Here is a 21497-nt window from a genome sequence, read left to right on the forward strand (position 1 = left end):
CGAAAGAAGGGGCGACCTTTCCCCGGCGCTGGCGCTTCGCTAGGCTGGGCCCATGTCGAACGCTCCCCGATTCATCCATCTGCGTGTCCATACCGAACATTCGCTGCTGGAAGGCGCGATCCCGGTAAAGAAACTGGTCAAGCTGTGCGCCGCGGCGGAGATGCCCGCCGTGGCGGTGACCGATACGAACAACATGTTCTGTGCGCTGGAATTTTCCGTTCTGGCCAAGGATGCGGGGTTGCAGCCGATCGTGGGCTGTCAGGTCGCCGTCGCGCATGATCCGGCCCAGCCGGGGGAGAAGCTGCGGATGCCCGCGCCGGTGGTGCTGCTGGCGCAATCCGAAGCGGGCTACAGGAACCTGATGAAGCTGAATTCCTGCCTGTATCTGGACAAGGCGGGGCAGTTGAATCAGGTGACTCTGGAGGAGTTGGAGCGGTATTCGGCGGGGCTGATCTGCCTGACGGGCGGGGCGGAGGGGCCGGTGGGGCGGTTCCTGCAGCAAGGGCAGGGGGCCAAGGCGCGGGCTTTGATGGAGCGGCTGTCAGCCTGTTTCGGGGACAGGCTTTACGTGGAATTGCAGCGCCATCCGGGCGAGGGTGGGCGTCTGACCGAGGCGGAGGCGGCGACGGAGCGGGGTTTCGTCGAGATGGCCTATGAGATGGGCCTGCCGCTGGTGGCGACGAATGACGTCTATTTCCCCAAGGCCGCGATGTATGAGGCGCATGACGCGCTGATCTGCATCGCCGAAGGTGCCTATGTCGATCAGCAACAGCCGCGCCGCCGCCTGACGCCGCAGCATTATCTGAAGACGGAAGCCGAGATGTGCGCGTTGTTCGCCGACCTGCCCGAGGCTTTGGAGAACACGGTGGAGATCGCGCGGCGCTGTGCCTTCATGGCGGCCAAGCGCAAGCCGATCCTGCCGAAATTCGCCGATGACGAGGTGCAGGAATTGCGGCGGCAGGCCAATGAAGGGCTGCAGGCCCGGCTTGCCGTGATCCCGCATGCGGCGACGGTGGAAGAGTATCAGGCGCGGCTGGATTTCGAACTGGGCATCATCGAGAAGATGGGCTTTCCGGGTTACTTCCTGATCGTGTCGGACTTCATCAAATGGGCCAAGGATCACGGCATCCCGGTGGGGCCGGGGCGGGGGTCGGGGGCGGGCAGCCTTGTGGCCTATGCGTTGACGATCACCGACCTTGATCCGCTGCGCTATGCGCTGCTGTTCGAGCGGTTCCTGAACCCCGAGCGGGTGTCGATGCCCGACTTCGACATCGACTTCTGCATGGATCGACGGGAAGAGGTGATCCGCTATGTGCAGGAGCATTACGGGCGCGAGAAGGTCGGGCAGATCATCACCTTCGGCGCGCTGCTGTCGAAGGCCGCCGTGCGGGATGTGGGGCGGGTGCTGCAACTGCCCTATGGGCAAGTGGACCGGCTGTCGAAGATGATCCCGCTGGAGGGGGTGAAGCCCGTTTCCATTACCAAGGCGCTGGCCGATGAGCCGCGCCTGCGGGAGGCCGCGAAGGAAGAGGTGGTGGGGCGGCTGCTGTCTTATGCCGAACAGATCGAGGGGCTGTATCGCAACGCATCGACCCATGCCGCGGGCGTGGTGATCGGGGACCGGCCGCTGGATGAGCTGGTGCCGCTCTATCAGGATCCGCGGTCGGACATGCCCGCCACCCAGTTCAACATGAAATGGGTGGAGGCGGCGGGACTTGTGAAGTTCGACTTCCTTGGCCTGAAGACGCTGACGGTGATCCAGAACGCGCTGGACCTTCTGAAACTGCGGGGGGTGACGCTGGATATCAGCCTGATCCCGCTGGACGACAAGCCGACCTATGACCTTTACGCGGCGGCCAAGACGGTGGCGGTGTTTCAGGTGGAAAGCTCGGGCATGATGGATGCGCTGCGGCGGATGAAGCCCACCTGCATCGAGGATATCGTGGCGCTGGTGGCGCTGTATCGACCGGGGCCCATGGAGAACATCCCGGTCTATTGCGAGGTGAAGAACGGGCAGCGGGAGTTGGAGTCGATCCATCCCACGATCGACCATATCCTGAAGGAAACCCAAGGCATCATCGTCTATCAGGAACAGGTGATGCAGATTGCGCAGGTCATGGCGGGATACAGCCTCGGCGGGGCTGACCTGCTGCGCCGTGCGATGGGCAAGAAGATCGCCGAGGAGATGGCGAAGGAGCGGCCCAAGTTCATCGAAGGCGCCAAGGCGACGCACAATATCGACGCCAAGAAGGCGGGCGAGGTGTTCGACCTGCTGGAGAAGTTCGCCAATTACGGCTTCAACAAATCGCACGCCGCAGCCTATGCCGTGGTCAGCTATCAGACCGCCTATCTGAAGGCGAATTACCCGGTGGAGTTCATGGCGGCGGTCATGAACTGCGATATCCACCTGACCGACAAACTGGCGGTCTACAAGCGCGAGGTGGACAAGCTGGGTATCACCACGGTGCCGCCCTGCGTGAACCGGTCGCTGGCGACATTCACCGTGGTGGATGGGCAGATCGTCTATGCGCTGGGCGCGTTAAAGAACGTGGGCGTGGATGCGATGCGTCTGATCGTCGAGGCGCGGGGGGAGAAGCCCTTTGCCACGCTGTTCGATTTCGCCCGGCGGGTGGATCTGAAACGGGTGGGCAAGCGGCCCTTGGAAATGCTGGCGCGCGCCGGGGCATTCGACGTGCTGGACGGCAACCGCGCGCGGGTGTTCGAGGCGCTGGATGGGCTGGTGGCCTATTCGGCGGCGATCCATGAGGCGAAGGCTTCGTCGCAGGTGTCGCTGTTCGGCGAGGCTGGGGCCGACATTCCCGAACCGCGCATCGCGCGGCGCGACGACTGGCTGCCGGTGGAGCGGCTGGCGCAGGAACATCAGGCGGTGGGCTTCTACCTTTCGGGGCATCCGCTGGACGATTATATGGGCGCGTTGAAGCGGCGCGAGGTCAAGACGCTGACTGAGGTCACGCGGATGGCAGAGCGGGGGACCTGCGTGGTGAAGATGGCGGGATCGGTTTCCGCAAGGCAGGAGCGGAAGTCAGCCAAGGGGAACCGCTTCGCCTTCGTCTCGCTTTCCGATCCGACGGGCCTTTATGAGGTGACGGTCTTTTCGGACGTGCTGGAGGCAGCGCGCGACCATCTGGAGCCGGGGAAGAACGTGGTCCTGACGGTGCGGGCCGATCCGGATGGGGATTCGGTCAAGCTTCTGGCCAATGGGGTGCAGCCGATCGATGCGGTGGCGGCGGAAGCGGGGTCGTCGGACCTGCGTATCCACCTGAACCGGGCCGAGGCGGCGGGGTCGGTGGCGGCGCTGTTGGCCTCGCTTCAGGGGCGGGCCAAGGCGCAGATCACGATCTGCGTGCCCGACGAGACGGGCAAGGAGATCGACGTGACGTTGCCGCAGCCCTATCCGGTGTCGCCGCAGGCGAAGGGCGCGATCAAGGCCATTCAGGGTGTCGTGATGGTGGAGGAGGTCTGACCCGGCGATGGGTCAGGCATAGATGTAGCCGCCCGAGACGATGATGTTCTCGCCCGTCATGTAAGTGTTGCGCGGGCCGCCGGCCATGAGCACCCATTCCGCCATCTCGCGCGGTTCGCCGCCCCGGCCAAGGGGGCTTGCCTTGGCGAGTTCCGGCAGGAAACCCAGTTCGCGGGCGCGTTCGGTCGCCATGCCGGCGGGAGCGACGGAATTGACGAGGATGCCGTCGGGGGCCACTTCCTGTGCCATGCTGCGCGTCAGGCTGACAACGGCGGCCTTGGTGGCGGCGTAATGGGCGTTCTGCGGATGGGCCTTGAAGGCGTCGACGGAGGTGATGTTGACGATGCGGCCCCGGATGTGGCCCTGCGGGTCCTGCAGGCGCATCTGGCGGATGGCGGCGACCATCATGTGATAGGTGCCCTTGACGTTGATGGCGTTAGAGGCATCCCAATCCTCGTCCGAGATCTCGAGAATCGGGCGGCGCGGATAGATCGCGGCGGAGTTCACCAGCGTATCGACCCGGCCGAGGCTGGCCGCGACCGAGGCGAAGGCGGCATGGGCGGCGGGGGCGGTGCGGATGTCGCAGGCGGCCCAAGCGGTGCGAAGGCCCTGGTCCCGGGCGGGGGCGAGGGCGGCTTGCGCGGCGTCTGGGTCGAGGTCGATGACGCCTATGGCGCTGGCCCTTTCCGCCACGGCCATCTCGGCGATGAGCGCGCCGAGACCGGCCCCGCCGCCCACGATCACCACATGCAGATCCTTCATCCTAGCGGTCCTTGCGTGCGGCCCCGGTCGCGGTGGCCTGATGGGTGGGAAGGATGTCAAAGCGGGCGACATCCACATGGGGCGGCATCGCCAGAACATGCAGCAGCATGGCGGCGACATCGGTGGGTTGCACGGCGGAATTGCCCGCATACATGGCCGCGCGCTGCTCCGGGGTGAGGAGATCACGGTAGAGGCCGGTTTCCACCCGGCCCGCGACGATTTCTGTCACGCGGACGCCATGCGGGGCCATGTCCAACCGGAGCGCCTGCGCAAAGCCCGCGATGGCGGATTTGGTGGCGCAGTAGAGGGCGAGGTTGGCAAAGGGCGCGTGGCCCGCCGTCGATCCGGTGAAGAAGATGTGCCCGCGCCCCCGCGCCCGCATGCCCGGCGCAACGACGCGGGTCAGGGCGAGGACGGAGGTCAGGTTGACGGAGATCGCGCGGTCGATCTCGGCCTCGTCCAGATCGGGGAAGGGGGTGAGCGGGGGCATGAGGCCCGCATTGTTCACCAGAACATCGGCTTCGGTCCCGGCGATTGCGGCGCGCAGCGCGGTGCGGTCAGTGACGTCCACCCGGCGGGCGGTGATGCCGGGTTCGCGATCTAGCGCGGCGAGCGCGGCCTCGTCGCGGCCGAGCGCCAGCACGTCATGGCCCGCGTCGCGCAGGGCGAGAGTGATGGCATGGCCGATGCCGCTGGTCGCGCCGGTGACGATGGCTTGGGTCAATGGCCTTACTCCTTGCCCGGAAGGGTGTGGCTGTCCTGCGTCCAGTCTTCCGCCGTGATCCAGTCGCAGAAGGCGGCGATGGGCCTGACGCGGCGGTGGGAGCGTGGCAGGACGAGGTAGAAGCCGGGGATGCGGTCGGCAGGCATGGTGTTCATCACGTCGGTCCCGAAGGGCGCGACGAGGCGTCCCGCCTCGAGATCCTCGGTTGCGTCGATGCTGGAGATGAGGCCGACTCCAAGGCCTGCAAGCGTGGCGCGACGCATGGTGGCGGCATCCTGGAAACGGATCGCCTGAGTCTGGGCGGTGAGGGTGACGCCCAGATGCGCGAGGATGTCGGACCAGAGCCGGTCAGTCAGGATCGGGTGCAGCAGGGTTTCCGCCAACAGGTCGGCGGGGCGGTGCAGGCGGGCGGCGATGTCAGGGGTGCAGCAGATGACCTTTAGGTCACGCAGGAGCAGGCTGTGGTCATGCGGTTCCCAATCGCCGAAGCCCCATTGGATCGCCACGTCGATGTCATCGCGCGCGAAATCGGGCAGGTCCACCATGGTGGTCAGGCGCAGGTCCGCATCGGGCAGGATGGCGCGGAACCGGGCCAGACGGTCCAGCAGGTGGCGGGTGGCGAAATAGGGGCTGGCATTGACGTTGATGCGGTTGCGGGTCTGGCTGCGGGTGATGCGCCGGATGCCCTCCTCGATCTCCGAGAAGCCCGCATTCACGAAATGCGCCAGCAGGATGGCCTGTTCCGTGGGGTCGATGCCGCGCCCCTTGCGGGCGAAGAGGGGGACGGCCAGCGCATCCTCCAGCCCCTTGATCTGCAGGCTGACGGCCTGCGGCGAGACATGGAGTTCATCCGCCGCCGCCCGGAAGCTGCGATGCTGCATCACCGACTGAAAGACGCGCAGGGCATTCAGCGGGGGAAGGCGGGGCGGGCGGTCGGTCATGGGGCGGCTGCAGTCCTTTCGCGGTGTCAGATCACGGCTTTCTCGAGGAAGGGGCGGCCTTCGACGATACGCTCATAGCCGACTTCCGACAGGTCGAGCGTGCGGAACGCGCCATAGATGACGAGTTCCGAGATGGCGCGTCCGGCTGCGGGCGACTGTTGCAGGCCGTGGCCGGAATAGCCGTTGGCATAAAGGAAGTTCCGCACCTCGGGATGGGGGCCCACGATCAGGTTGTGGTCGAGGCGGTTGAAATCGTAATGGCCGGCCCATTGGTTGACGACCTTGATCGCCTCGAACCGGGCGGAGCGAGCGGCGAGGGCGGGCCATATGATCTCTTCGAATTCCGACCAGCGCGGTTCGAAGTCATCCCAGTCCACTGCCGGATCTTCGGCGGGGGCGGCGCCGGTCAGGAAATAGCGCCCCTCGGGGCGGCAGAAGACGCCGGTGGGGTCGATCATCAGGGGCAGGCGGCCGCCATTGACCGTGGCGCTGCCTTCGGGGCTGGTGGCGCAGTCGAAGACGAAGGAGGTGCGTTTGCGCGGTTCCACAGGCACATCCAGCCCGGCCATGCGTGCGGTCAGCGCGGCGCGGGGGCCGGAGGCGTTCACGATGTGGCCCGCGCCCACGACCGCGCCGGATTTCAGCGTGACGCCGGTGACGCGGTTGCCGTCGCGGGTTATGCCAACCACTTCGTCCGTCACGTAATCTGCGCCCTGTTCGCGGGCCTTGGCCTTGAAGCCGTTCATCAGGCCGGTGTTGGAGAACCACCCCTCGCCCGAGCGGCCATAGGAGGCGAGGCGGATGTCGTCGACATTCAGGTGCGGGAAGGCGCGGTGCAGGTCCTCCGGTCCCCATAGGACGACATCGGCACTGCAGGCGATCTGCACCTCGTGGTTTTCGCGCAGGGTCTGTTCCTGCCCCTCGGTCGCGGCAAGGAAGAGATAGCCGCCCTGATGGAAGTTCAGATCGGGCGGGGCCTCTCCCGCTACCTGCATCTTCTTGGCGAAGTCGCGGATGAAGGCAGAGCCGAACTGGCTGATTCGGACGTTGATAGGGTTGGAGAATTGGGTGCGGATGGAAGAGGAAGACAGCGAGGTCGAGGCGAAGCGATAGGTCGGGTCGCGTTCCACGACGAGGACGGAGCCGGTGAAATCGGGGTTCGCCGTCAGGAAATAGGCGACGGATGATCCGATGACCGCGCCGCCCACGATGACGACATCGTAATGGGCCTTCATTTGGCGGCCTCGTCATCCGGGTGGCCGAGGTCGACGAACCAGCCGCCAAGGCATTGCACGGCGAGGGCTTTGGGATCGGGTGTCGGGGTGCGGGCTTCGACCCCGGTGCGGAAGGGTTCGGCGCTGTCCTGCGGGTGATAGCCGAGATGGCCGGCAAGGCGGTTGTCGACGGGTTTCACCGTGTTGTCGGACATCCCGAAGGAGAGGGTGAAGCCGATGCGCGGGGCGGTGAGGGCGGCGGTGACGAGGCGGTTGCAATCGTCGAAGGAAAGCCATGACCAGAGCATCCGCCGATCCGCCGGTTCGGGGAAGGAGGAGAAGATGCGCAGGGCTGCGGTCTCGATCCCGAACTTGTCCCAGTAGAGGCGACCCAGATCCTCGACGAAGCATTTCGACAGGCCGTAAAGGCCGTCAGGGCGGTGGGGGCTGTGGGCATCGATGTGATCCTCCAGCCTGTGATAGCCGATGGCATGGACAGAGGAGGCATAGACCACCCGCTTCACCCCGGCTTTCCGCGCGCCTTCGTAGATGTGATAGCTGCCTCGGATATTGGCGTTCAGCACCTCGTCCCATGGCCGTTCGAGGGGGGCACCGCCGAAATGCACGATCGCATCGACGCCATGGCAGAGCGCGTGGATTGCGGCCTCGTCGGCGAGGTCGGCGAGGTGGGCCTCTTCGTTGGGCTGGAGGTCGGTGATTTCGGTCCGGTCGGTGAGGCGGAGGCGGCGGCAGAGCGGGGCGAGGCCGCGGCGCAACTGGGTGCCAAGGCGGCCGGCGGCCCCGGTCAGGAGGATGGTGTCGAAACGCGGGGCGGTCATTCTGTGTCTCCGGCGGTAAGGGTGGCCACGGCGCGGGCGATGCGGGCGGTGGCCTCGGTCAGGATGGCATCCGACGTGGCGGTCGAGATGCGGAAGAAGGGCGACAGGCCATAGGCCGCACCGGGAACGGTGCCGACATGGGCCTCGTGCAGAAGGAAGTCCGCGACGGCGGTGTCATCGGTCAGGTGGCGGCCCTGCGGGCTGCGTTTCCCGATGAGGCCCGCGCAGCCGATATAGGCGTAGAAGGCGCCTTCGGGCGGTGAGAGCGTCAGGCCGGGGATGGCATCGATGGCGGCCACCACGAGGTCGCGGCGGCGTTCATAGGCGCTGCGGAAGGTGGCGATGCAGTCCTGCGGGCCGGTGAGCGCGGCGAGGGCCGCCGCCTGCATGGGCGCGGCGACCGAGGTGACGGATTGGCTTTGCACCGTGTTCATGGCCCGGATCAGGGGGGCGGGCCCCATCGCATAGCCGATGCGCCAGCCTGTCATCGCATAGGCCTTGGCGACGCCGTTCACGATCAGCGTGCGGTCGCGCAGGTGGGGGCAGGCGGCGCCGAAGCTGGTGAAGGTGCGACCGTCGAAGAGGATGTGTTCATAGATCTCGTCCGACAGGATCAGCACTTGGGGGTGCCGTTCCAGAACCGCGCCAAGGGCCTGCAGTTCCGCCATGGTATAGACCGCGCCGGAGGGGTTGCCGGGAAGGTTCAGGAAGAGCCATTTGCTGCGCGGGGTGATCGCCGCCTCCAGTTGCGCGGGCGTCAGGCGGAAGCCCGTTTCCGGGCCGCAGGCGGGGGTGACCGGGACGCCGCCCAGCAGTTTGACCATCTCGGGATAGCTGACGAAATAGGGGGCGGGAAGGATCGCCTCGTCGCCGTCGTTCAGCGTGGCCATGAGGGCGTTGAAGATGATCTGCTTTGCCCCGTTCGCGACGGTGACATCGTCGGCATGGCAGACAAGGCCGTTTTCGCGGCGGAACTTCTCGGCGATGGCCTCGCGTAGGGCGGGGGTACCCGCGGCGGGGGTGTAGAGCGTCTCGCCGCGCAGGGCGGCGGCATGGGCGGCATCGGCGATGTGGGGCGGGGTGGCGAAGTCCGGTTCGCCGAGGCCAAGGTCGATGACGTCATGGCCCTTGGCGCGCAGGGCCTTGGCCGCCATGGAGGCGGCCATGGAGGCCGAGGGTTTGACGGCCGCGAGGCGGGTGGCGAGGTAGGTCATCCTTCCGACCCCTTGGCGGGGGTGGAGACATAGCCGCGCAGGGCATCCTGCGCCCGCGCCTCGGGGCTGCGCCGCGCGGGGTCGCCATAGCCGCCACCGCCGGGAAGGTGCAGGACGAGCCGGCGTCCGGCAGGGACATGCTGCCAGCCCTTCGGTTTCAGGACGGTGCCGTCATCCAGCGCGACATGGCCCGCGGCACCCGCGCCGCCGCCTTCGCGGCCCTTGGCGGGATGGTGGACGCGGTCGAACATGGCGGAGAAGTCGAATTCATGGCCGGGGGCAGGTTCGATCTCGATCACCTGACCGAGGCCGCCGCGATATTCGCCGTCGCCGCCGCTGTCGGGGCGCAGTTCCTTGCGCCATATGGTGATGGGGCCGGTATGTTCCGTGGCCTCGATCGGCATCGTCATCACGCCGGAGGGGAAGGCGGTGGCGGAGAGGCCGTCAAGCCCCGGCCTTGCGCCCATGCCACCGGAGTTGAACATCAGGATCTCGGCCTGCCGCCCGGATTGGCCCGGCACGGGGCGCACGGACATGTGGATGTTCCACAGGGCCGCGGCACCTTCGGCCAGAACCCTGCCGGGAAGGGCCTTGGCCAGCGCACCCAGCACGAGGTCGGGCACCATGTGGCCGATGACATGGCGCACAGACACGGGGGCGGGGCGGGGGGCGTTCAGGATGTTTTCGGGCGAGGAGATGGTGAAGGCCTCGAGCGAGGCCCAGTTGTTGGGGATGTCGGGCGCGATCACGCATTTCAGCGCGTAGGAGGCATAGGCCTTGGTATAGATCACGGGCACGTTGATGCCCTTGGCGCTGACGGGGCTGGAGCCGGTGAAATCGACATGGACGGCATCGCCGGAGATCGAAACCCGCGCGGCGAGGCGGACGGGGCTGTCATAGCCGTCAGTATCCAGCACGTTGTCCCATGCGCCTTGCGGCAGGGCGCGGATACAGTCCAGCGTGGCGTTGCGGGTGCGGGTGAAGATGAAATCGCCCAAGGCATCCAGCGAGGACAGCCCTATTTCCTGCATCATCGCGATGAGACGGCGGTGGCCCACGTCGTTGCAGGCGGCGAGCGAATAGAAATCCCCCACGACCTGATTGGGTTCGCGCACATTGGCGCGCAGGAGGCGGACGAGATCGCCATTCACGCGGCCGCGTTCGGCGAATTTCATGATGGGGATCTGGATCCCCTCTTCATAGACCGATTTGCCATCCGCGCCGAAGCCGCGCCCGCCGACATCGACGACATGGGCGGTGCAGGCGAAGAATCCCACCAGATCGTCGCCAAGGAAGGAAGGGGAGACCATGGTGATGTCATGCAGGTGGCCCGTGCCCTTCCACGGGTCGTTGGTGACGTAGGTGTCGCCGGGGAACATGTTCTCGCGCCCGATCTCGGCGATGAAATGGCCCACCGCCTCGGCCATGGTGTTCACATGGCCGGGCGTGCCAGTGACGGCCTGTGCCAGCATCCGCCCCTGCGGGTCGAAGACGCCCGCCGACAGATCGCCCGCCTCGCGCACGCTGGTGGAAAAGGCGGTGCGCAGGAGGGTCATCGCCTGTTCCTCGACGACCGAGATCAGGCGGTTCCACATGACCTGCATGCGGATTTCCATGGTGGCATCGGTCATGCGAGCGGTTCCTTGCGGATCAGGAGGAGGGAGCCGTCATCCTGCATCACGGCATCGAAGGGGGCTGTGACGACGGTGGCGGTTTCGCGTTCGACGATCACGGCGGGGCCGGTGACGCGGGTTCCGGCGGAGAGGGCGGCGCGGTCATGGACCTGCGAGGGGAGCGCCTTGCCTGCGCTGGGGTCGAAGATGGGGCGGGTCGGGGCGGCGGGGGCCGTGGCGCGGCCCGTCGTGAGCGCTTTGGTGGTGGGGGCGGGGCGGGCGTCCTGTGCCTTGACCGACCATGTGACCACCTCGATTTCCAGCCCGTCCAGCCCGTCGATTGCACGGCCGAAGAAGCGGGCATAATGGTCGCGGAAGGCGGCGCGGAGGGCTGCGACGTCGTCACCCTTGAAGGGACGGTCGGCGAGGGGGACGGGGATTTCCCAGCCCTGACCGACATAGCGCATGAAGGCGGTGATCTCGCAGGTGACAGGGGCGGAGGTGCCCGCGCGGACGAAGCCCTCGGCAGTGGATTTCAGATCGGCCAGCATGGCGTTGACGGCGGCGATGTCGAAGCGCGACAGGCGCGTGACCTTGGACATCAGCGCCTCGTATCCGAAGGGGGCGCGCAGGAAGCCGATGGCGGAGCCGACGCCCGCGCCCGGCGGCACGAGGCAGCGGTCGATGCCCAGTTTCTCGCAGAGGCGGGCGGCGTGGAGGGGGGCCGCGCCGCCGAAAGCGATCATCAGGTTGTCGGCGATGTTCTTGCCGTTCTCCACCGCATGGACGCGGGCGGCGTTTGCCATGTTTTCATCCACCACCTCGCAGATGCCGAAGGCTGCGGCCTGCACGCCGAGGGAGAGGCGGTCGCCCACCTCGCGGGCTATGGCGGCGGCGGCGTTCGCGGGGGAAAGGCGGATCGCGCCGCCCGCGAAATTGTCGGGGTCTATCTTGCCCAGCGTCAGGTCGGCATCGGTGATGGCGGGGCGGGTGCCGCCGCGTTGATAGCAGGCAGGGCCGGGTTCCGAGGCGGCGGATTCCGGGCCGGTCTGGATGCGGCCCATGCCGTCGACCCATGCGATGGAGCCGCCGCCCGCGCCGATCTCGATCATCTCGATCACAGGGATGGAGATGGGCATGCCGGAACCCTTGGCGAAACGGGTGGTGCGGGCCACCTCGAAGCTGCGGGCGGTCTTGGGGGCGAAATCCTCGATCAGGCAGATCTTGGCGGTGGTGCCGCCCATGTCATAGCTGACCACGCGGTCGAGCCCGAAGCGGCGCGCGATGTCGGCGGCGAAGATCGCGCCGCCCGCGGGGCCACTTTCGACAAGGCGGACGGGGAAGGCGGCGGCTGTTTCGACGCTGATCAGGCCGCCGCCGGAATGGATCATGAAGATGGGGCAGCCAGCGCCCATCTGTGCAAGACGGACCTGAAGGCGGGTCAGGTAATCGGCCATCTGTGGGCGGACATAGGCATTGGCGCAGACGGTGTTGAAGCGTTCGAATTCTCGCATCTGCGGCGAGACTTCGGAGGATAGGGAGATGGGCAGCGCGACCTTGGCGGCGATGATGTCGCGCGCCCGGCGTTCATGGGCGGGGTTCATGTAGGAATGGATGAAGCCGATGGCTATGGCGCCGTATCCTCCGGCGGCGATGCGGTCGGCGATGGCATGCAGCGCGGCCTCGTCTAAGGGGGCGAGTTCCTGCCCCTCGGCCCCGATGCGGCCTGCCACGGTGAAGCGGTCCTCGCGCGGGACCAGCGGCGCGGGGAGGCGGAGGTTCAAATCGTATTGGTCAAAGCGGTTCTCGGTCCGCATCTCGATCACGTCACGGAAGCCTTCGGTGGTGACGAAGGCCGTGCGCGCGCCGCGCCGTTCGATCAGGGCATTGGTGGCCAGCGTGGTGCCGTGGATGACGATGTCCAGATCGGCGGGAGAGAGGCCCGCCTGCGCCGTGAGGTGCAGGATGCCGTCGAGGATGGGTTGTTCGGGGGCGGCGTAATCGGTGAGGATCTTGGTGGAATGCATCGCGCCGCCCACCTCCAGCACGATGTCGGTGAAGGTGCCGCCGATATCCGCGCCAAGGCGGACAGGGGGCTTGGTCTTGGCGTGGGAAGGCATCAGGTCTTGTCCTTGGCGGCGAGGGCTGCGGCGCGCATCTGGGAAAGGGTCTGGCGCGGGGTGAGCGCCTCGGGCGAGATGTTCAGGTCCAGTACCGCGCCTGTCTTCGAGGCGCGGGCGCGGGCGAAGGCGGCGGGGAAATCGGCGGTGGTCTCAACCCGTTCGGCATGGAAGCCGTAGGCGCGGGCGAGGGCGGCGAAATCGGGGTTTTCCAGCGTGGTGCCGGAAACGCGGGCGGGATAGGTGCGTTCCTGATGGGCGCGGATGGTGCCGTAGGTGCCGTTGTTCAGGATCAGGACGATGGGCTGCGCCCCCGCCTGCATCGCGGTGCCGAGTTCCTGACAGTTCATCTGGAAATCGCCATCGCCCGCGAAGCAGACGACCGTGCGGTCGGGATGGGCGATCTTGGCCGCGATGGCGGCGGGCAGGCCATAGCCCATGGCCCCGGATTGCGGGGCAAGGAGCCGCGCCTTGGGGCCGTAGCGGTAGAACTTGTTCGGCCAGACGGTGAAGTTCCCCGCACCATTCGTCAGGATCGCCTCCTCGGGGAGGACGTCGCGCAGGTGGGAGGTGACGGCGACCATGTCCACGGGTGAGGGCTGGGCGGGGGCGTCGAGGCTGCGGTCGTAATCGGCGCGGGCCTTGGTGCGCCAGTCGGCCCAAGGCCCCTGCACGGGGCGCAGGGCCCGTGCGAGGGCGTTGGGCCCGGCATGGATCCCGAGGGCGGGTTGGTAGATCTTGCCGATTTCACGATCCGAGCCATGGACATGGATCAGGCGCTGTTTCGGAAGCGGCACGTCCAGCAGGGTATAGGCATCGGTCGTCATCTCGCCGAAGCGGATGTTGATGGCGAGGATGGTGTCGGCCCCGGTGATCAGGGCGCGGACATGGGGCGGCATGCCGACCCCGGCCTCTCCGGCATAGACGGGGGAGAAGTTGTCGAAGCGGTCCTGAAAGCGGAAGGCGGCGAGGACGGGAATGTCGGAAGCCTCGGCAAAGGATTGCAGCGCCGCGCGGCCTTCCTCAGACCAGTTGCAGCCGCCAAGCAGGATGAGGGGGCGCTGCGCCTTTTGAAGGAGGGCGCGGAGGTCATCCATTGTGGCGGCATCGGGGGCGGGTTCGCGCATCACGGGCGGCGCGGTGAGGGGGGGCGCGTCGGTGAGGGAGGTGAGCATGTCCTCGGGCAGGGCGATGACCACGGGGCCGGGGCGGCCTGTGGTGGCGGTGATCCATGCGCGCGAGAGGATTTCGGGTATGCGGTCGGCATGGGCGATTTCCACCACCCATTTCGCCATGGTGCCGAAGACGGCGCGGTAGTCGATTTCCTGAAAGGCCTCGCGCCCCTGAAGGTCGGTGCCGACCTGACCGACGAAGATGATCATCGGGGCGGAGTCCTGCATCGCGGTGTGGATGCCGATGGAGGCGTTGGTGACCCCCGGCCCCCGGGTGACCATGCAGATGCCGGGGCTTCCCGTCAGCTTGCCCCATGCGGCGGCCATGAAGGCCGCGCCGCCCTCGTTGCGGCAGAGGGTGAAATCAAGCTGCCCCGCCGTGTCATGCAGGGCATCGAGAACGGCGAGGTAGCTTTCCCCCGGCACGCCGAAGGCGCGGGTCGCGCCGAGGCCAGCGAGGGATTGAACGAGAAGCTGTCCGCCGTTGCGCATCGGGCGATCCTTTCGGGAAGGTGAGTCCTGCCCCGTCAGAATGCCCGCAGATGCCGTGGGTTAAAACCAAGTTCTCCTGTCAATCGACAAGTTTTTCTTGTCGGTCATCCACATTTGGAATAGCCGCAGGAGGCGCAGGTCATGCAGCCTTCGACCATGCGCATGTCATAGCTGCCGCAGGAGGAGCAGGCCTTGCCCTTGGGGGCACCAAGGGCAACCACTTGCGCCTGCGGGTCGGATTTCAGGCCCAGCCCCTCGCCCGCGATGAAGCCGATGTCGATCAGGTGGCGTTCGATAACGCCGCCGATGGCCGCGAGGATGGAGGGGATGTAGCGCCCATCCATCCATGCGCCGCCGCGCGGGTCGAAGACGGCCTTAAGCTCTTCCACCACAAAGGAAATGTCGCCGCCGCGCCGGAAGACGGCGCTGACCATGCGGGTGAGCGCGACGGTCCAGGCGAAATGTTCCATGTTCTTTGAGTTGATGAACACCTCGAAGGGGCGGCGGTGGCCGGCGATGACGATGTCGTTGATGGTGATGTAGAGCGCGTGTTCGCTGCCCGGCCATTTCAGTTTGTAGGTATGGCCCTCTAGCGCGGCGGGGCGGTCGAGCGGTTCAGAGAGATAGACGACCTCGGCCCCGTCCTGCGATTGGCGCAGCGCGGCGGGTTCTTCGGCCGGGGCCTTTTCGGACGACTCGGATACCGTGAGGACGGAGCCTGTCACGTCGTTCGGGCGATAGGTGGTGCAGCCTTTGCAGCCCTGATCCCATGCGGCCATGTAGACCTCTTTGAAATCGTCGAAGCTGATGTCTTCGGGGCAGTTGATGGTCTTGGAAATGGAGCTGTCGACCCATTTCTGCGCGGCGGCCTGCATGCGGACGTGATCCAGCGGGGGCAGGGTCTGGGCGTTGACGAAATAGTCGGGCAGGGGGGCGTCGCCGTGCTTTTCGCGCCAGAGGCGGACGGCGTAATCGACGACCTCTTCTTCCGTGCGCGAGCCGTCCTTTTGCAGGACCTTGCGGGTATAGGCATAGGCGAAGACGGGTTCGATCCCGGAGGAGACGTTGCCCGCATAGAGGCTGATGGTGCCCGTGGGCGCGATGGAGGTGAGGAGCGCGTTGCGGATGCCGTGCTGGCGGATCGCCTGTTTGACGTCATCGTCCATATGCGCGAGGGAGCCGGAGGCGAGGTACTTGTCGGCGTCGAAGAGGGGGAAGGCCCCCTTTTCGCGGGCAAGATCGGCGGAGGCGAGATAGGCGGCGCGGGCGATGGCCTGCATCCAGTTTTCCGTGATTTCCGCCGCCTTTTCAGAGCCATAGCGCAGGCCGACCATCAGGAGGGCATCGGCGAGGCCGGTGACGCCAAGGCCGATGCGGCGCTTTGCCTGCGCCTCGGCCGCCTGTTGGGGCAGGGGGAAGCGGCTGGCATCGACGACGTTGTCCATCATCCGCACGGCGGTGCGGACGAGACGGTCGAGCGCTGCCATGTCCATGGCGGCGGAATTGGTAAAGGCATCCTTAACCAGCGTCGGCAGGTTGATGGAGCCGAGCAGGCAGGCGCCGTAGGGCGGCAGGGGTTGTTCGCCGCAGGGATTGGTCGCGGCGATGGTTTCGCAATAGGCGAGGTTGTTCATCGCATTGATGCGGTCGATGAAGATCACGCCCGGTTCGGCGAAGTCGTAGGTGTTGCGCATGATCCGGTTCCACAGGTCGCGCGCCTGCACCGTCTTGTAGACCTTGCCGTCGAAGACCAGTTCCCACGGACCGTCCGCCTTTACCGCCGCCATGAAGGCATCGGTCACTAGCACCGAAAGGTTGAACATTCGCAAACGGGCGGGGTCTTTCTTCGCCTCGATGAACTGTTCGACATCGGGGTGGTCGCAGCGCATGGTGGCCATCATCGCGCCGCGGCGGCTGCCTGCGGACATGATGGTGCGGCACATGGCATCCCAGACATCCATGAAGGAGAGGGGACCGGAGGCATCTGCGGCGACGCCCTTCACCTCGGCCCCGCGGGGGCGGATCGTGCTGAAATCATAGCCGATTCCGCCGCCCTGCTGCATGGTGAGGGCGGCCTCTTTCAGCGCGTCGAAGATGCCGCCCATGTTGTCGGGCACGGTGCCCATGACGAAGCAGTTGAAGAGTGTGACGGAGCGGCCGGTGCCCGCGCCCGCGGTGATGCGGCCTGCGGGGAGGAATTTGAAATCCTCCAATGCGGCGTAGAATTCGGCCTCATACCGGGCGGAATCGGATTCGACCTCGGCCAGAGCGCGGGCGATGCGACGCCAGGAATCCTCGACTGTGCCGTCGATGGGGGTGCCGTCGGCCTCTTTCAGGCGATATTTCATGTCCCAGATCTGTTCGGCAATGGGGGCGGAGAAGCGGGACATGGGGTCTGCCTTCGGATGCGGTATGTTGGGGTTGGTTTGGGCGAATGCCCAAGATAGGCCACGAGGTGGCCCCGGTCAATGAAGGCGCTTCGGGGTTGCTGGCATTAACCATGAAGCTAGAATTCCGTGTCTGGCGACCTTTGGGGGAATCGTGGGCCATATCAACCTTCTGAAGCTTTGCGTGGGCGCGGACAGTGTCGAGGATCTGACCGATTGGCAGGAGAGCCAGCGGCATCGCTGGCCCAAGGGATGCGCCGTGCATGTGACGCGGATGTGGCCCAAGCGCGAGGCGGAGGTTCTGGCGGGCGGGTCGCTGTATTGGGTGATCAAGGGGGTGATCCTTGCGCGCCAACGCATTGTCGGGCTTGAGAAAGTGGATGGCGCGGACGGGGTGCAGCGCTGTGCGCTGGTGCTGGATGCGGAGGTGATCCGGACCGAGGCGGCGGCACGGCGGCCATTTCAGGGGTGGCGCTATCTGGACCCGGCCGAAAGCCCGCGCGACCTGCCCAAGGGGCGGGCGCGGGAGGATGCGCTGCCTCCGTCGCTGGCGCAGGCGCTGGCGGAGATCGGGTTGCGGTAGCGATTTGTGACGCACAAATCGCGACGGAATTTGACGCAAATTCCGGGGCCGCGTTAACGCGGCCCGCGGTTCCTGCGTCAGGAACCGACGCGAAATCTGCGTCAGATTTCGCCGTACCGGATCCTGTGCCGGAAACTGTACCGCAAACCGTCAGCACGCAGCGAACGCCCCTTTGACGGGGCGTTCATGTCCGGCGCGCCGTTCCGGGCGGTCAGAAATTGTTGGGGTTTCCGTCCACCAGCGTTCCGGTGCCGTCTTCCTTGCCGTCCTTGATCCACGCGACCTGATCGCCCGCGATGCGCACGCCCCAGCAATTCGCGCCTTCGCCGTAGTCGAAGCACATGGCATCGCCTTCGACCGTCCATTTTCCGGTGTAACCGTCGCCCTTGATGGTGCCGTCTTCGGCGTAGAACTCGGTATAGGCGCCGGAGGTGATCATGGAGCCCTGCACGGTCTTGCCGGAGATCGTGCTTTTGATCACGTCGCCCGTGGCGAGGTCCTGCGCGAAAGCGGGAAGGGCGAGGAAGAGGGCGGCGAGGGTCAGGCGAAGATGCATGTGGAATTTCCCTTTGGTTAACCAAAAGGGGAGCTAGTGCGGTGGTGGTCTGGTCAAGCGGTCAGAGGTCGCCGGGCGGGGTGAGGGAGAGACGGGCGCAGAGCATGGCAAGGGTTGCGCGGTCCTGTGCGGGCCAATCTGCGTTGCGCGAGAGGAAAAGCACCGCCTGCGACTGGTGGATCAGCCCGTCGGAGAGGATCTTGAGGTGGTTCGCGCGCAGGGTCTCGCCGGTGGAGGTGATGTCGGCGATGGCTTCGGCGGTCAGGTTGCGGATCGTGCCCTCGGTCGCGCCTTGGCTGTCGACCAGTTGATAGTCCGCCACGCCGTTCGCGGTGAGGAAATCGCGGACGAGGCGGTGGTATTTCGTGGCGATGCGCAGGCGGTGGCCGTGGGCGGCGCGGAAGGCGCTGGCGGCGGCGTCGAGGTCGTCCAGCGTGTCCACGTCGATCCATGCGGCGGGGACGGCGATGATCAGGTCGGCATGGCCGAAGCCCAGGGGGGAGAGTTCGGCCACCTGCGCGGGCCAGTCGGCCAGTTTGTCGCGGACGAGGTCGGAGCCGGTGACGCCGAGGTGGATGCGGCCTGAGGAAAGCTCGCGCGGGATTTCGCCTGCGGAGAGGAGGACGAGTTCGACGCCGTCGATGCCCTCGACCGCGCCGGAATATTCGCGGTCGTTCCCGGTTTGGCGCATGGTGATGCCGCGTGCGCCGAACCAGTCGAAGGTCTTCTCCATCAGCCGGCCTTTGGAGGGGACGCCGATTTTCAGCATCAGATCTCTCCCTTCAGGCGGGCGACGAGGCCGGGGCGGATGACGCCGCCGACGGCGGGGATGGAGCGTCCTGCGCCGAGGACTGCCGTCAGGGCGTCATAGCGGCCGCCGGAGGCGACGGGGGGGAGGGTCGGGTCGGTTGCGTGGAAGGAGAAGACGAAGCCGTCGTAATATTCGAGGGAGGTGCGGCCGTGGGAGGCCTCGAAGGGGAAGGTTTGCGTATCGGTTCCCAGTGCGTCGAGCGCGTCGAGCCTTGCGGCGAAGCGGTCCACGGCGGGGGCGATGGCGGGGAGCATGGGGGTGATGCCGCGCAGGTGGTTTAGGGCGGCGCGGGCGGGGGCTTGGAGGGAGAGGAGGTCGTAGAGGAGGGCGGCTTCGGGCGCGGCGATGGGGGCGGTGGCCGCGTCCTCGATCAGGGCGCGGGCGCGGGCGGCGATGTCTTGGGCCGTGCGCAGGCCGACGAGGGTGCCGGCGGCGTCGATGAGGGCTTCGGGGGTGTCCTTCTGGAGGTGGTCCAGCAGGGCGGCGCGGGCGGCGGGCATGGGGGCGCGGCCCGAGAAGCGGTCGAGCAGCGCGCGGAAGCGGTTGGGGCGCCAGATGTGGCGCAGGAGTGCGGATTTGCGGCGGTCGGTGGTGGAGAGGCCGCGGACGGCGGCCATGAGGATGCCGATGTCGCCTGTGGCGGCGCGGAGGTTCAACGGCGCGAGGAGGCGGGCAAACAGGGCGAAGACCTGCGCGTCGGCCTGTTCGGGCGCGGTGCGGTCGAAGAGTTCGAAGCCGACTTGCAGGTATTCCGACGCGCGGGGGCCTGCGACGTCCTGCTTCCGGAACACCTCGCCCATGTAGCAGTAGCGGGCGGGTTCGGCGCCGTGGGCCATGTGGGCCTGCACGACGGGGACGGTGAAGTCGGGGCGCAGCATCATCTCGCCGCGTAGGGGGTCGGTCGTGACATAGGCGCGGGCACGGATGTCTTCGCCGTAGAGGTCGAGCAGGGTTTCGGCGGGTTGGAGGATGTCAGCCTCTACCGGAACCGCCCCTTCGGCGCGGAAGGCGGCGAAGAGGGTTTCGGCCTCGGCCCGGATGGCGGCCTTGGGGGTCATTTCGCCAGCATCTTGCGGACCGCTGCGACGAGGTCGGCGCGGGGGATTTCGACCTGTGCGGGGCGGTCCTTCCATTCCTCGAGCGTGGCGTTCTGGGCGATCTGGGCGCCGAGGATGAGGTCCTTGAGGATGACGGTGCCCTTTTCCGCCTCGTTCCCGCCTTGGATCACGGCGACGGGGGACTGGCGTTTGTCGGCGTATTTGAGCTGGTTGCCGAAGTTCTTGGGGTTGCCGAGATAGACTTCGGCGCGGATCCCTGCGTTGCGGAGGTCGGCGACCATGCCCATGTAGTCGGCCATGCGGTCGCGGTCCATGACGGTGACGACGACGGGGCCTTGGGTGTCGGTGCCGATGCGGCCCTTGGCGCGGAGGGCGGCCAGCAGGCGGTCGACGCCGATGGAGACACCCGTGGCCGGGACGGATTGGCCGGTGAAGCGTTTCACGAGATCGTCGTAGCGGCCCCCGCCGGAGACGGAACCGAATTGGCGCTTGCGGCCCTTTTCGTCGAGGATTTCGAAGGTCAGTTCGGCCTCATAGACGGGGCCGGTGTAGTAGCCGAGGCCACGGACGACCGACCAATCAATCATTGTGTTGCGGCCAGCATAACCAGCTTTGTCCAGTAGCTCAGACATCATCTCCAATTCTGAGACGCCTTCTGCGCCACTCGGAGTTTTCCCAACAAATCCCGCTATTGAAGCAAGCCTTTGCTGTTCCGTCCCTTGAGGGGTTTCTAGGAACCACGCAAAGAGATCAATCTGCTCCTCTGCGAGGTTTGCTCCTTTGGTAAAATCGCCGCTTTGATCCATGCGGCCCTTTCCAAGCAGTGCTCGAACGCCTTCAGTTCCAAACTTGTCAAACTTATCGATGGCGCGAAGAACAATCCCACGCTCGGCTGCAAACTTCGACGGATCGTCAGCAACGTATAGTCCGGTCGCCTCCATCACGCCGTTCAATACCTTTCTATTGTTGATCCGAACAACAAAGTCGCCTTGGTCTATTCCAACCGCCAAAAGCGCATCGCACAGCATCGCGCAGATTTCCGCATCCGCCGCGACGGAGGGGGCGCCGACGGTATCGGCATCGCATTGGTAGAACTGGCGGAAGCGGCCCGGCCCCGGCTTTTCGTTGCGCCAGACGGGGCCCATCGCATAGCGGCGATAGGGCGAGGGCAGGTCGTTGCGGAACTGTGCCGCGACGCGGGCGAGCGGGGCGGTCAGGTCGTAGCGGAGGGCGAGCCAATCCTGATCTTCGTCCTGCCAGGCGAAGACGCCTTCGTTGGGGCGGTCCACGTCGGGGAGGAATTTGCCCAACGCCTCCACCGTTTCGACGGCGGAGGTTTCGAGGGGATCGAAGCCGTAGCGGTGATAGACCTCGGCCACCTTGTCGAGCATGGCTTTGCGTTCGGTGACTTCCGCCCCGAAATAGTCGCGGAACCCCTTGGGGGTTTCGGCGCGGGGGCGGCTTGTCTTTGCTTCGGGAGCCTTGTCCTGTGCCATTGGTCGGACCTTCGCTTTCTGTCGCGGCCCG

16 protein-coding genes are annotated in these 21497 nt (G+C 66.3%); 2 read left to right on the forward strand and 14 right to left on the reverse strand.

Annotated elements, in window-relative coordinates; all coding sequences use genetic code 11:
- Positions 1-52 precede the first annotated feature (52 nt).
- Positions 53-3484 (forward strand): DNA polymerase III subunit alpha, encoded by a 3432-nt coding sequence (gene dnaE, locus TabM4_RS02565; RefSeq protein WP_434617978.1) that lies wholly within the window; start codon positions 53-55, stop codon positions 3482-3484.
- Between the two features lie 12 nt (positions 3485-3496).
- On the opposite strand, the gene TabM4_RS02570 is transcribed toward dnaE, so the two are convergent.
- From TabM4_RS02570 to TabM4_RS02615, 10 genes are all read right to left on the reverse strand, one after another.
- Positions 3497-4246 (reverse strand): SDR family NAD(P)-dependent oxidoreductase, encoded by a 750-nt coding sequence (locus TabM4_RS02570; RefSeq protein WP_434617980.1) that lies wholly within the window; start codon positions 4244-4246, stop codon positions 3497-3499.
- Position 4247: 1 nt separating this feature from the next.
- Positions 4248-4970: an SDR family oxidoreductase gene (locus TabM4_RS02575; RefSeq protein ID WP_434617983.1), complete on the reverse strand. Its 723-nt coding sequence runs from the start codon at positions 4968-4970 to the stop codon at positions 4248-4250.
- Positions 4971-4975: 5 nt separating this feature from the next.
- On the reverse strand, positions 4976-5911 hold the full coding sequence (locus TabM4_RS02580) for a LysR substrate-binding domain-containing protein (protein WP_434617986.1): 936 nt from the start codon (positions 5909-5911) through the stop codon (positions 4976-4978).
- A 26-nt stretch (positions 5912-5937) separates the two neighbouring features.
- Positions 5938-7146, reverse strand: coding sequence for an NAD(P)/FAD-dependent oxidoreductase (locus TabM4_RS02585; RefSeq protein ID WP_434617989.1), 1209 nt, complete (start codon positions 7144-7146; stop codon positions 5938-5940).
- Entirely contained in the window at positions 7143-7964 is an 822-nt protein-coding gene (locus tag TabM4_RS02590; protein WP_434617992.1) for an NAD-dependent epimerase/dehydratase family protein, read from the reverse strand. The genes TabM4_RS02585 and TabM4_RS02590 overlap by 4 nt, the downstream gene beginning before the upstream one ends.
- The gene (locus TabM4_RS02595) at positions 7961-9178 is read right to left on the reverse strand and encodes a pyridoxal phosphate-dependent aminotransferase (protein WP_434617995.1); all 1218 of its coding nucleotides are present in this window, start codon (positions 9176-9178) and stop codon (positions 7961-7963) included. Before TabM4_RS02595 ends, TabM4_RS02590 begins: the two co-directional genes overlap by 4 nt.
- Positions 9175-10809 (reverse strand): hydantoinase B/oxoprolinase family protein, encoded by a 1635-nt coding sequence (locus TabM4_RS02600; RefSeq protein ID WP_434617998.1) that lies wholly within the window; start codon positions 10807-10809, stop codon positions 9175-9177. The genes TabM4_RS02595 and TabM4_RS02600 overlap by 4 nt, the downstream gene beginning before the upstream one ends.
- Entirely contained in the window at positions 10806-12911 is a 2106-nt protein-coding gene (locus TabM4_RS02605; protein WP_434618001.1) for a hydantoinase/oxoprolinase family protein, read from the reverse strand. Before TabM4_RS02605 ends, TabM4_RS02600 begins: the two co-directional genes overlap by 4 nt.
- Positions 12911-14575 carry a thiamine pyrophosphate-binding protein gene (locus TabM4_RS02610; RefSeq protein ID WP_434618004.1) on the reverse strand — a complete coding sequence of 555 codons (1665 nt, stop codon included), beginning with the start codon at positions 14573-14575 and terminating at the stop codon, positions 12911-12913. The genes TabM4_RS02605 and TabM4_RS02610 overlap by 1 nt, the downstream gene beginning before the upstream one ends.
- A 104-nt stretch (positions 14576-14679) precedes the next feature.
- Positions 14680-16965, reverse strand: coding sequence for an adenosylcobalamin-dependent ribonucleoside-diphosphate reductase (locus TabM4_RS02615; protein WP_434618007.1), 2286 nt, complete (start codon positions 16963-16965; stop codon positions 14680-14682).
- Positions 16966-17113: 148 nt separating this feature from the next.
- Here TabM4_RS02615 and TabM4_RS02620 point away from each other — a divergent pair, with 148 nt between their 5' ends.
- Positions 17114-17545 carry a DUF1489 family protein gene (locus tag TabM4_RS02620; protein WP_434621898.1) on the forward strand — a complete coding sequence of 144 codons (432 nt, stop codon included), beginning with the start codon at positions 17114-17116 and terminating at the stop codon, positions 17543-17545.
- Between the two features lie 211 nt (positions 17546-17756).
- On the opposite strand, the gene TabM4_RS02625 is transcribed toward TabM4_RS02620, so the two are convergent.
- From TabM4_RS02625 to hisS, 4 genes are all read right to left on the reverse strand, one after another.
- Positions 17757-18101 (reverse strand): hypothetical protein, encoded by a 345-nt coding sequence (locus TabM4_RS02625; RefSeq protein WP_434618010.1) that lies wholly within the window; start codon positions 18099-18101, stop codon positions 17757-17759.
- A 61-nt stretch (positions 18102-18162) separates the two neighbouring features.
- Complete coding sequence (gene hisG / locus TabM4_RS02630; RefSeq protein WP_434621900.1) at positions 18163-18873, reverse strand: ATP phosphoribosyltransferase; 711 nt, start codon at positions 18871-18873, stop codon at positions 18163-18165.
- Entirely contained in the window at positions 18870-19970 is a 1101-nt protein-coding gene (locus TabM4_RS02635) for an ATP phosphoribosyltransferase regulatory subunit (protein WP_434618012.1), read from the reverse strand. The genes hisG and TabM4_RS02635 overlap by 4 nt, the downstream gene beginning before the upstream one ends.
- A complete protein-coding gene (gene hisS / locus TabM4_RS02640) occupies positions 19967-21466 on the reverse strand; it encodes a histidine--tRNA ligase (protein WP_434618015.1) in 1500 nt (499 codons plus the stop codon). Before hisS ends, TabM4_RS02635 begins: the two co-directional genes overlap by 4 nt.
- Positions 21467-21497: the final 31 nt, after the last annotated feature.

It is taken from the genome of Tabrizicola sp. M-4 (assembly GCF_051132405.1).
Taxonomy (GTDB): Bacteria; Pseudomonadota; Alphaproteobacteria; order Rhodobacterales; family Rhodobacteraceae; genus Paragemmobacter.

Bases quoted from the DNA above. Each gene is read 5' to 3' on its own strand.
- dnaE (WP_434617978.1), top strand. From the start codon at position 53: ATGTCGAACGCTCCCCGATTCATCCATCTGCGTGTCCATACCGAACAT.
- TabM4_RS02570 (WP_434617980.1), bottom strand. From the start codon at position 4,246: ATGAAGGATCTGCATGTGGTGATCGTGGGCGGCGGGGCCGGTCTCGGC.
- TabM4_RS02580 (WP_434617986.1), bottom strand. From the start codon at position 5,911: ATGACCGACCGCCCGCCCCGCCTTCCCCCGCTGAATGCCCTGCGCGTC.
- TabM4_RS02585 (WP_434617989.1), bottom strand. From the start codon at position 7,146: ATGAAGGCCCATTACGATGTCGTCATCGTGGGCGGCGCGGTCATCGGA.
- TabM4_RS02590 (WP_434617992.1), bottom strand. From the start codon at position 7,964: ATGACCGCCCCGCGTTTCGACACCATCCTCCTGACCGGGGCCGCCGGC.
- TabM4_RS02595 (WP_434617995.1), bottom strand. From the start codon at position 9,178: ATGACCTACCTCGCCACCCGCCTCGCGGCCGTCAAACCCTCGGCCTCC.
- TabM4_RS02600 (WP_434617998.1), bottom strand. From the start codon at position 10,809: ATGACCGATGCCACCATGGAAATCCGCATGCAGGTCATGTGGAACCGC.
- TabM4_RS02605 (WP_434618001.1), bottom strand. From the start codon at position 12,911: ATGCCTTCCCACGCCAAGACCAAGCCCCCTGTCCGCCTTGGCGCGGAT.
- TabM4_RS02610 (WP_434618004.1), bottom strand. From the start codon at position 14,575: ATGCGCAACGGCGGACAGCTTCTCGTTCAATCCCTCGCTGGCCTCGGC.
- TabM4_RS02615 (WP_434618007.1), bottom strand. From the start codon at position 16,965: ATGTCCCGCTTCTCCGCCCCCATTGCCGAACAGATCTGGGACATGAAA.
- TabM4_RS02625 (WP_434618010.1), bottom strand. From the start codon at position 18,101: ATGCATCTTCGCCTGACCCTCGCCGCCCTCTTCCTCGCCCTTCCCGCT.
- TabM4_RS02635 (WP_434618012.1), bottom strand. From the start codon at position 19,970: ATGACCCCCAAGGCCGCCATCCGGGCCGAGGCCGAAACCCTCTTCGCC.
- hisS (WP_434618015.1), bottom strand. From the start codon at position 21,466: ATGGCACAGGACAAGGCTCCCGAAGCAAAGACAAGCCGCCCCCGCGCC.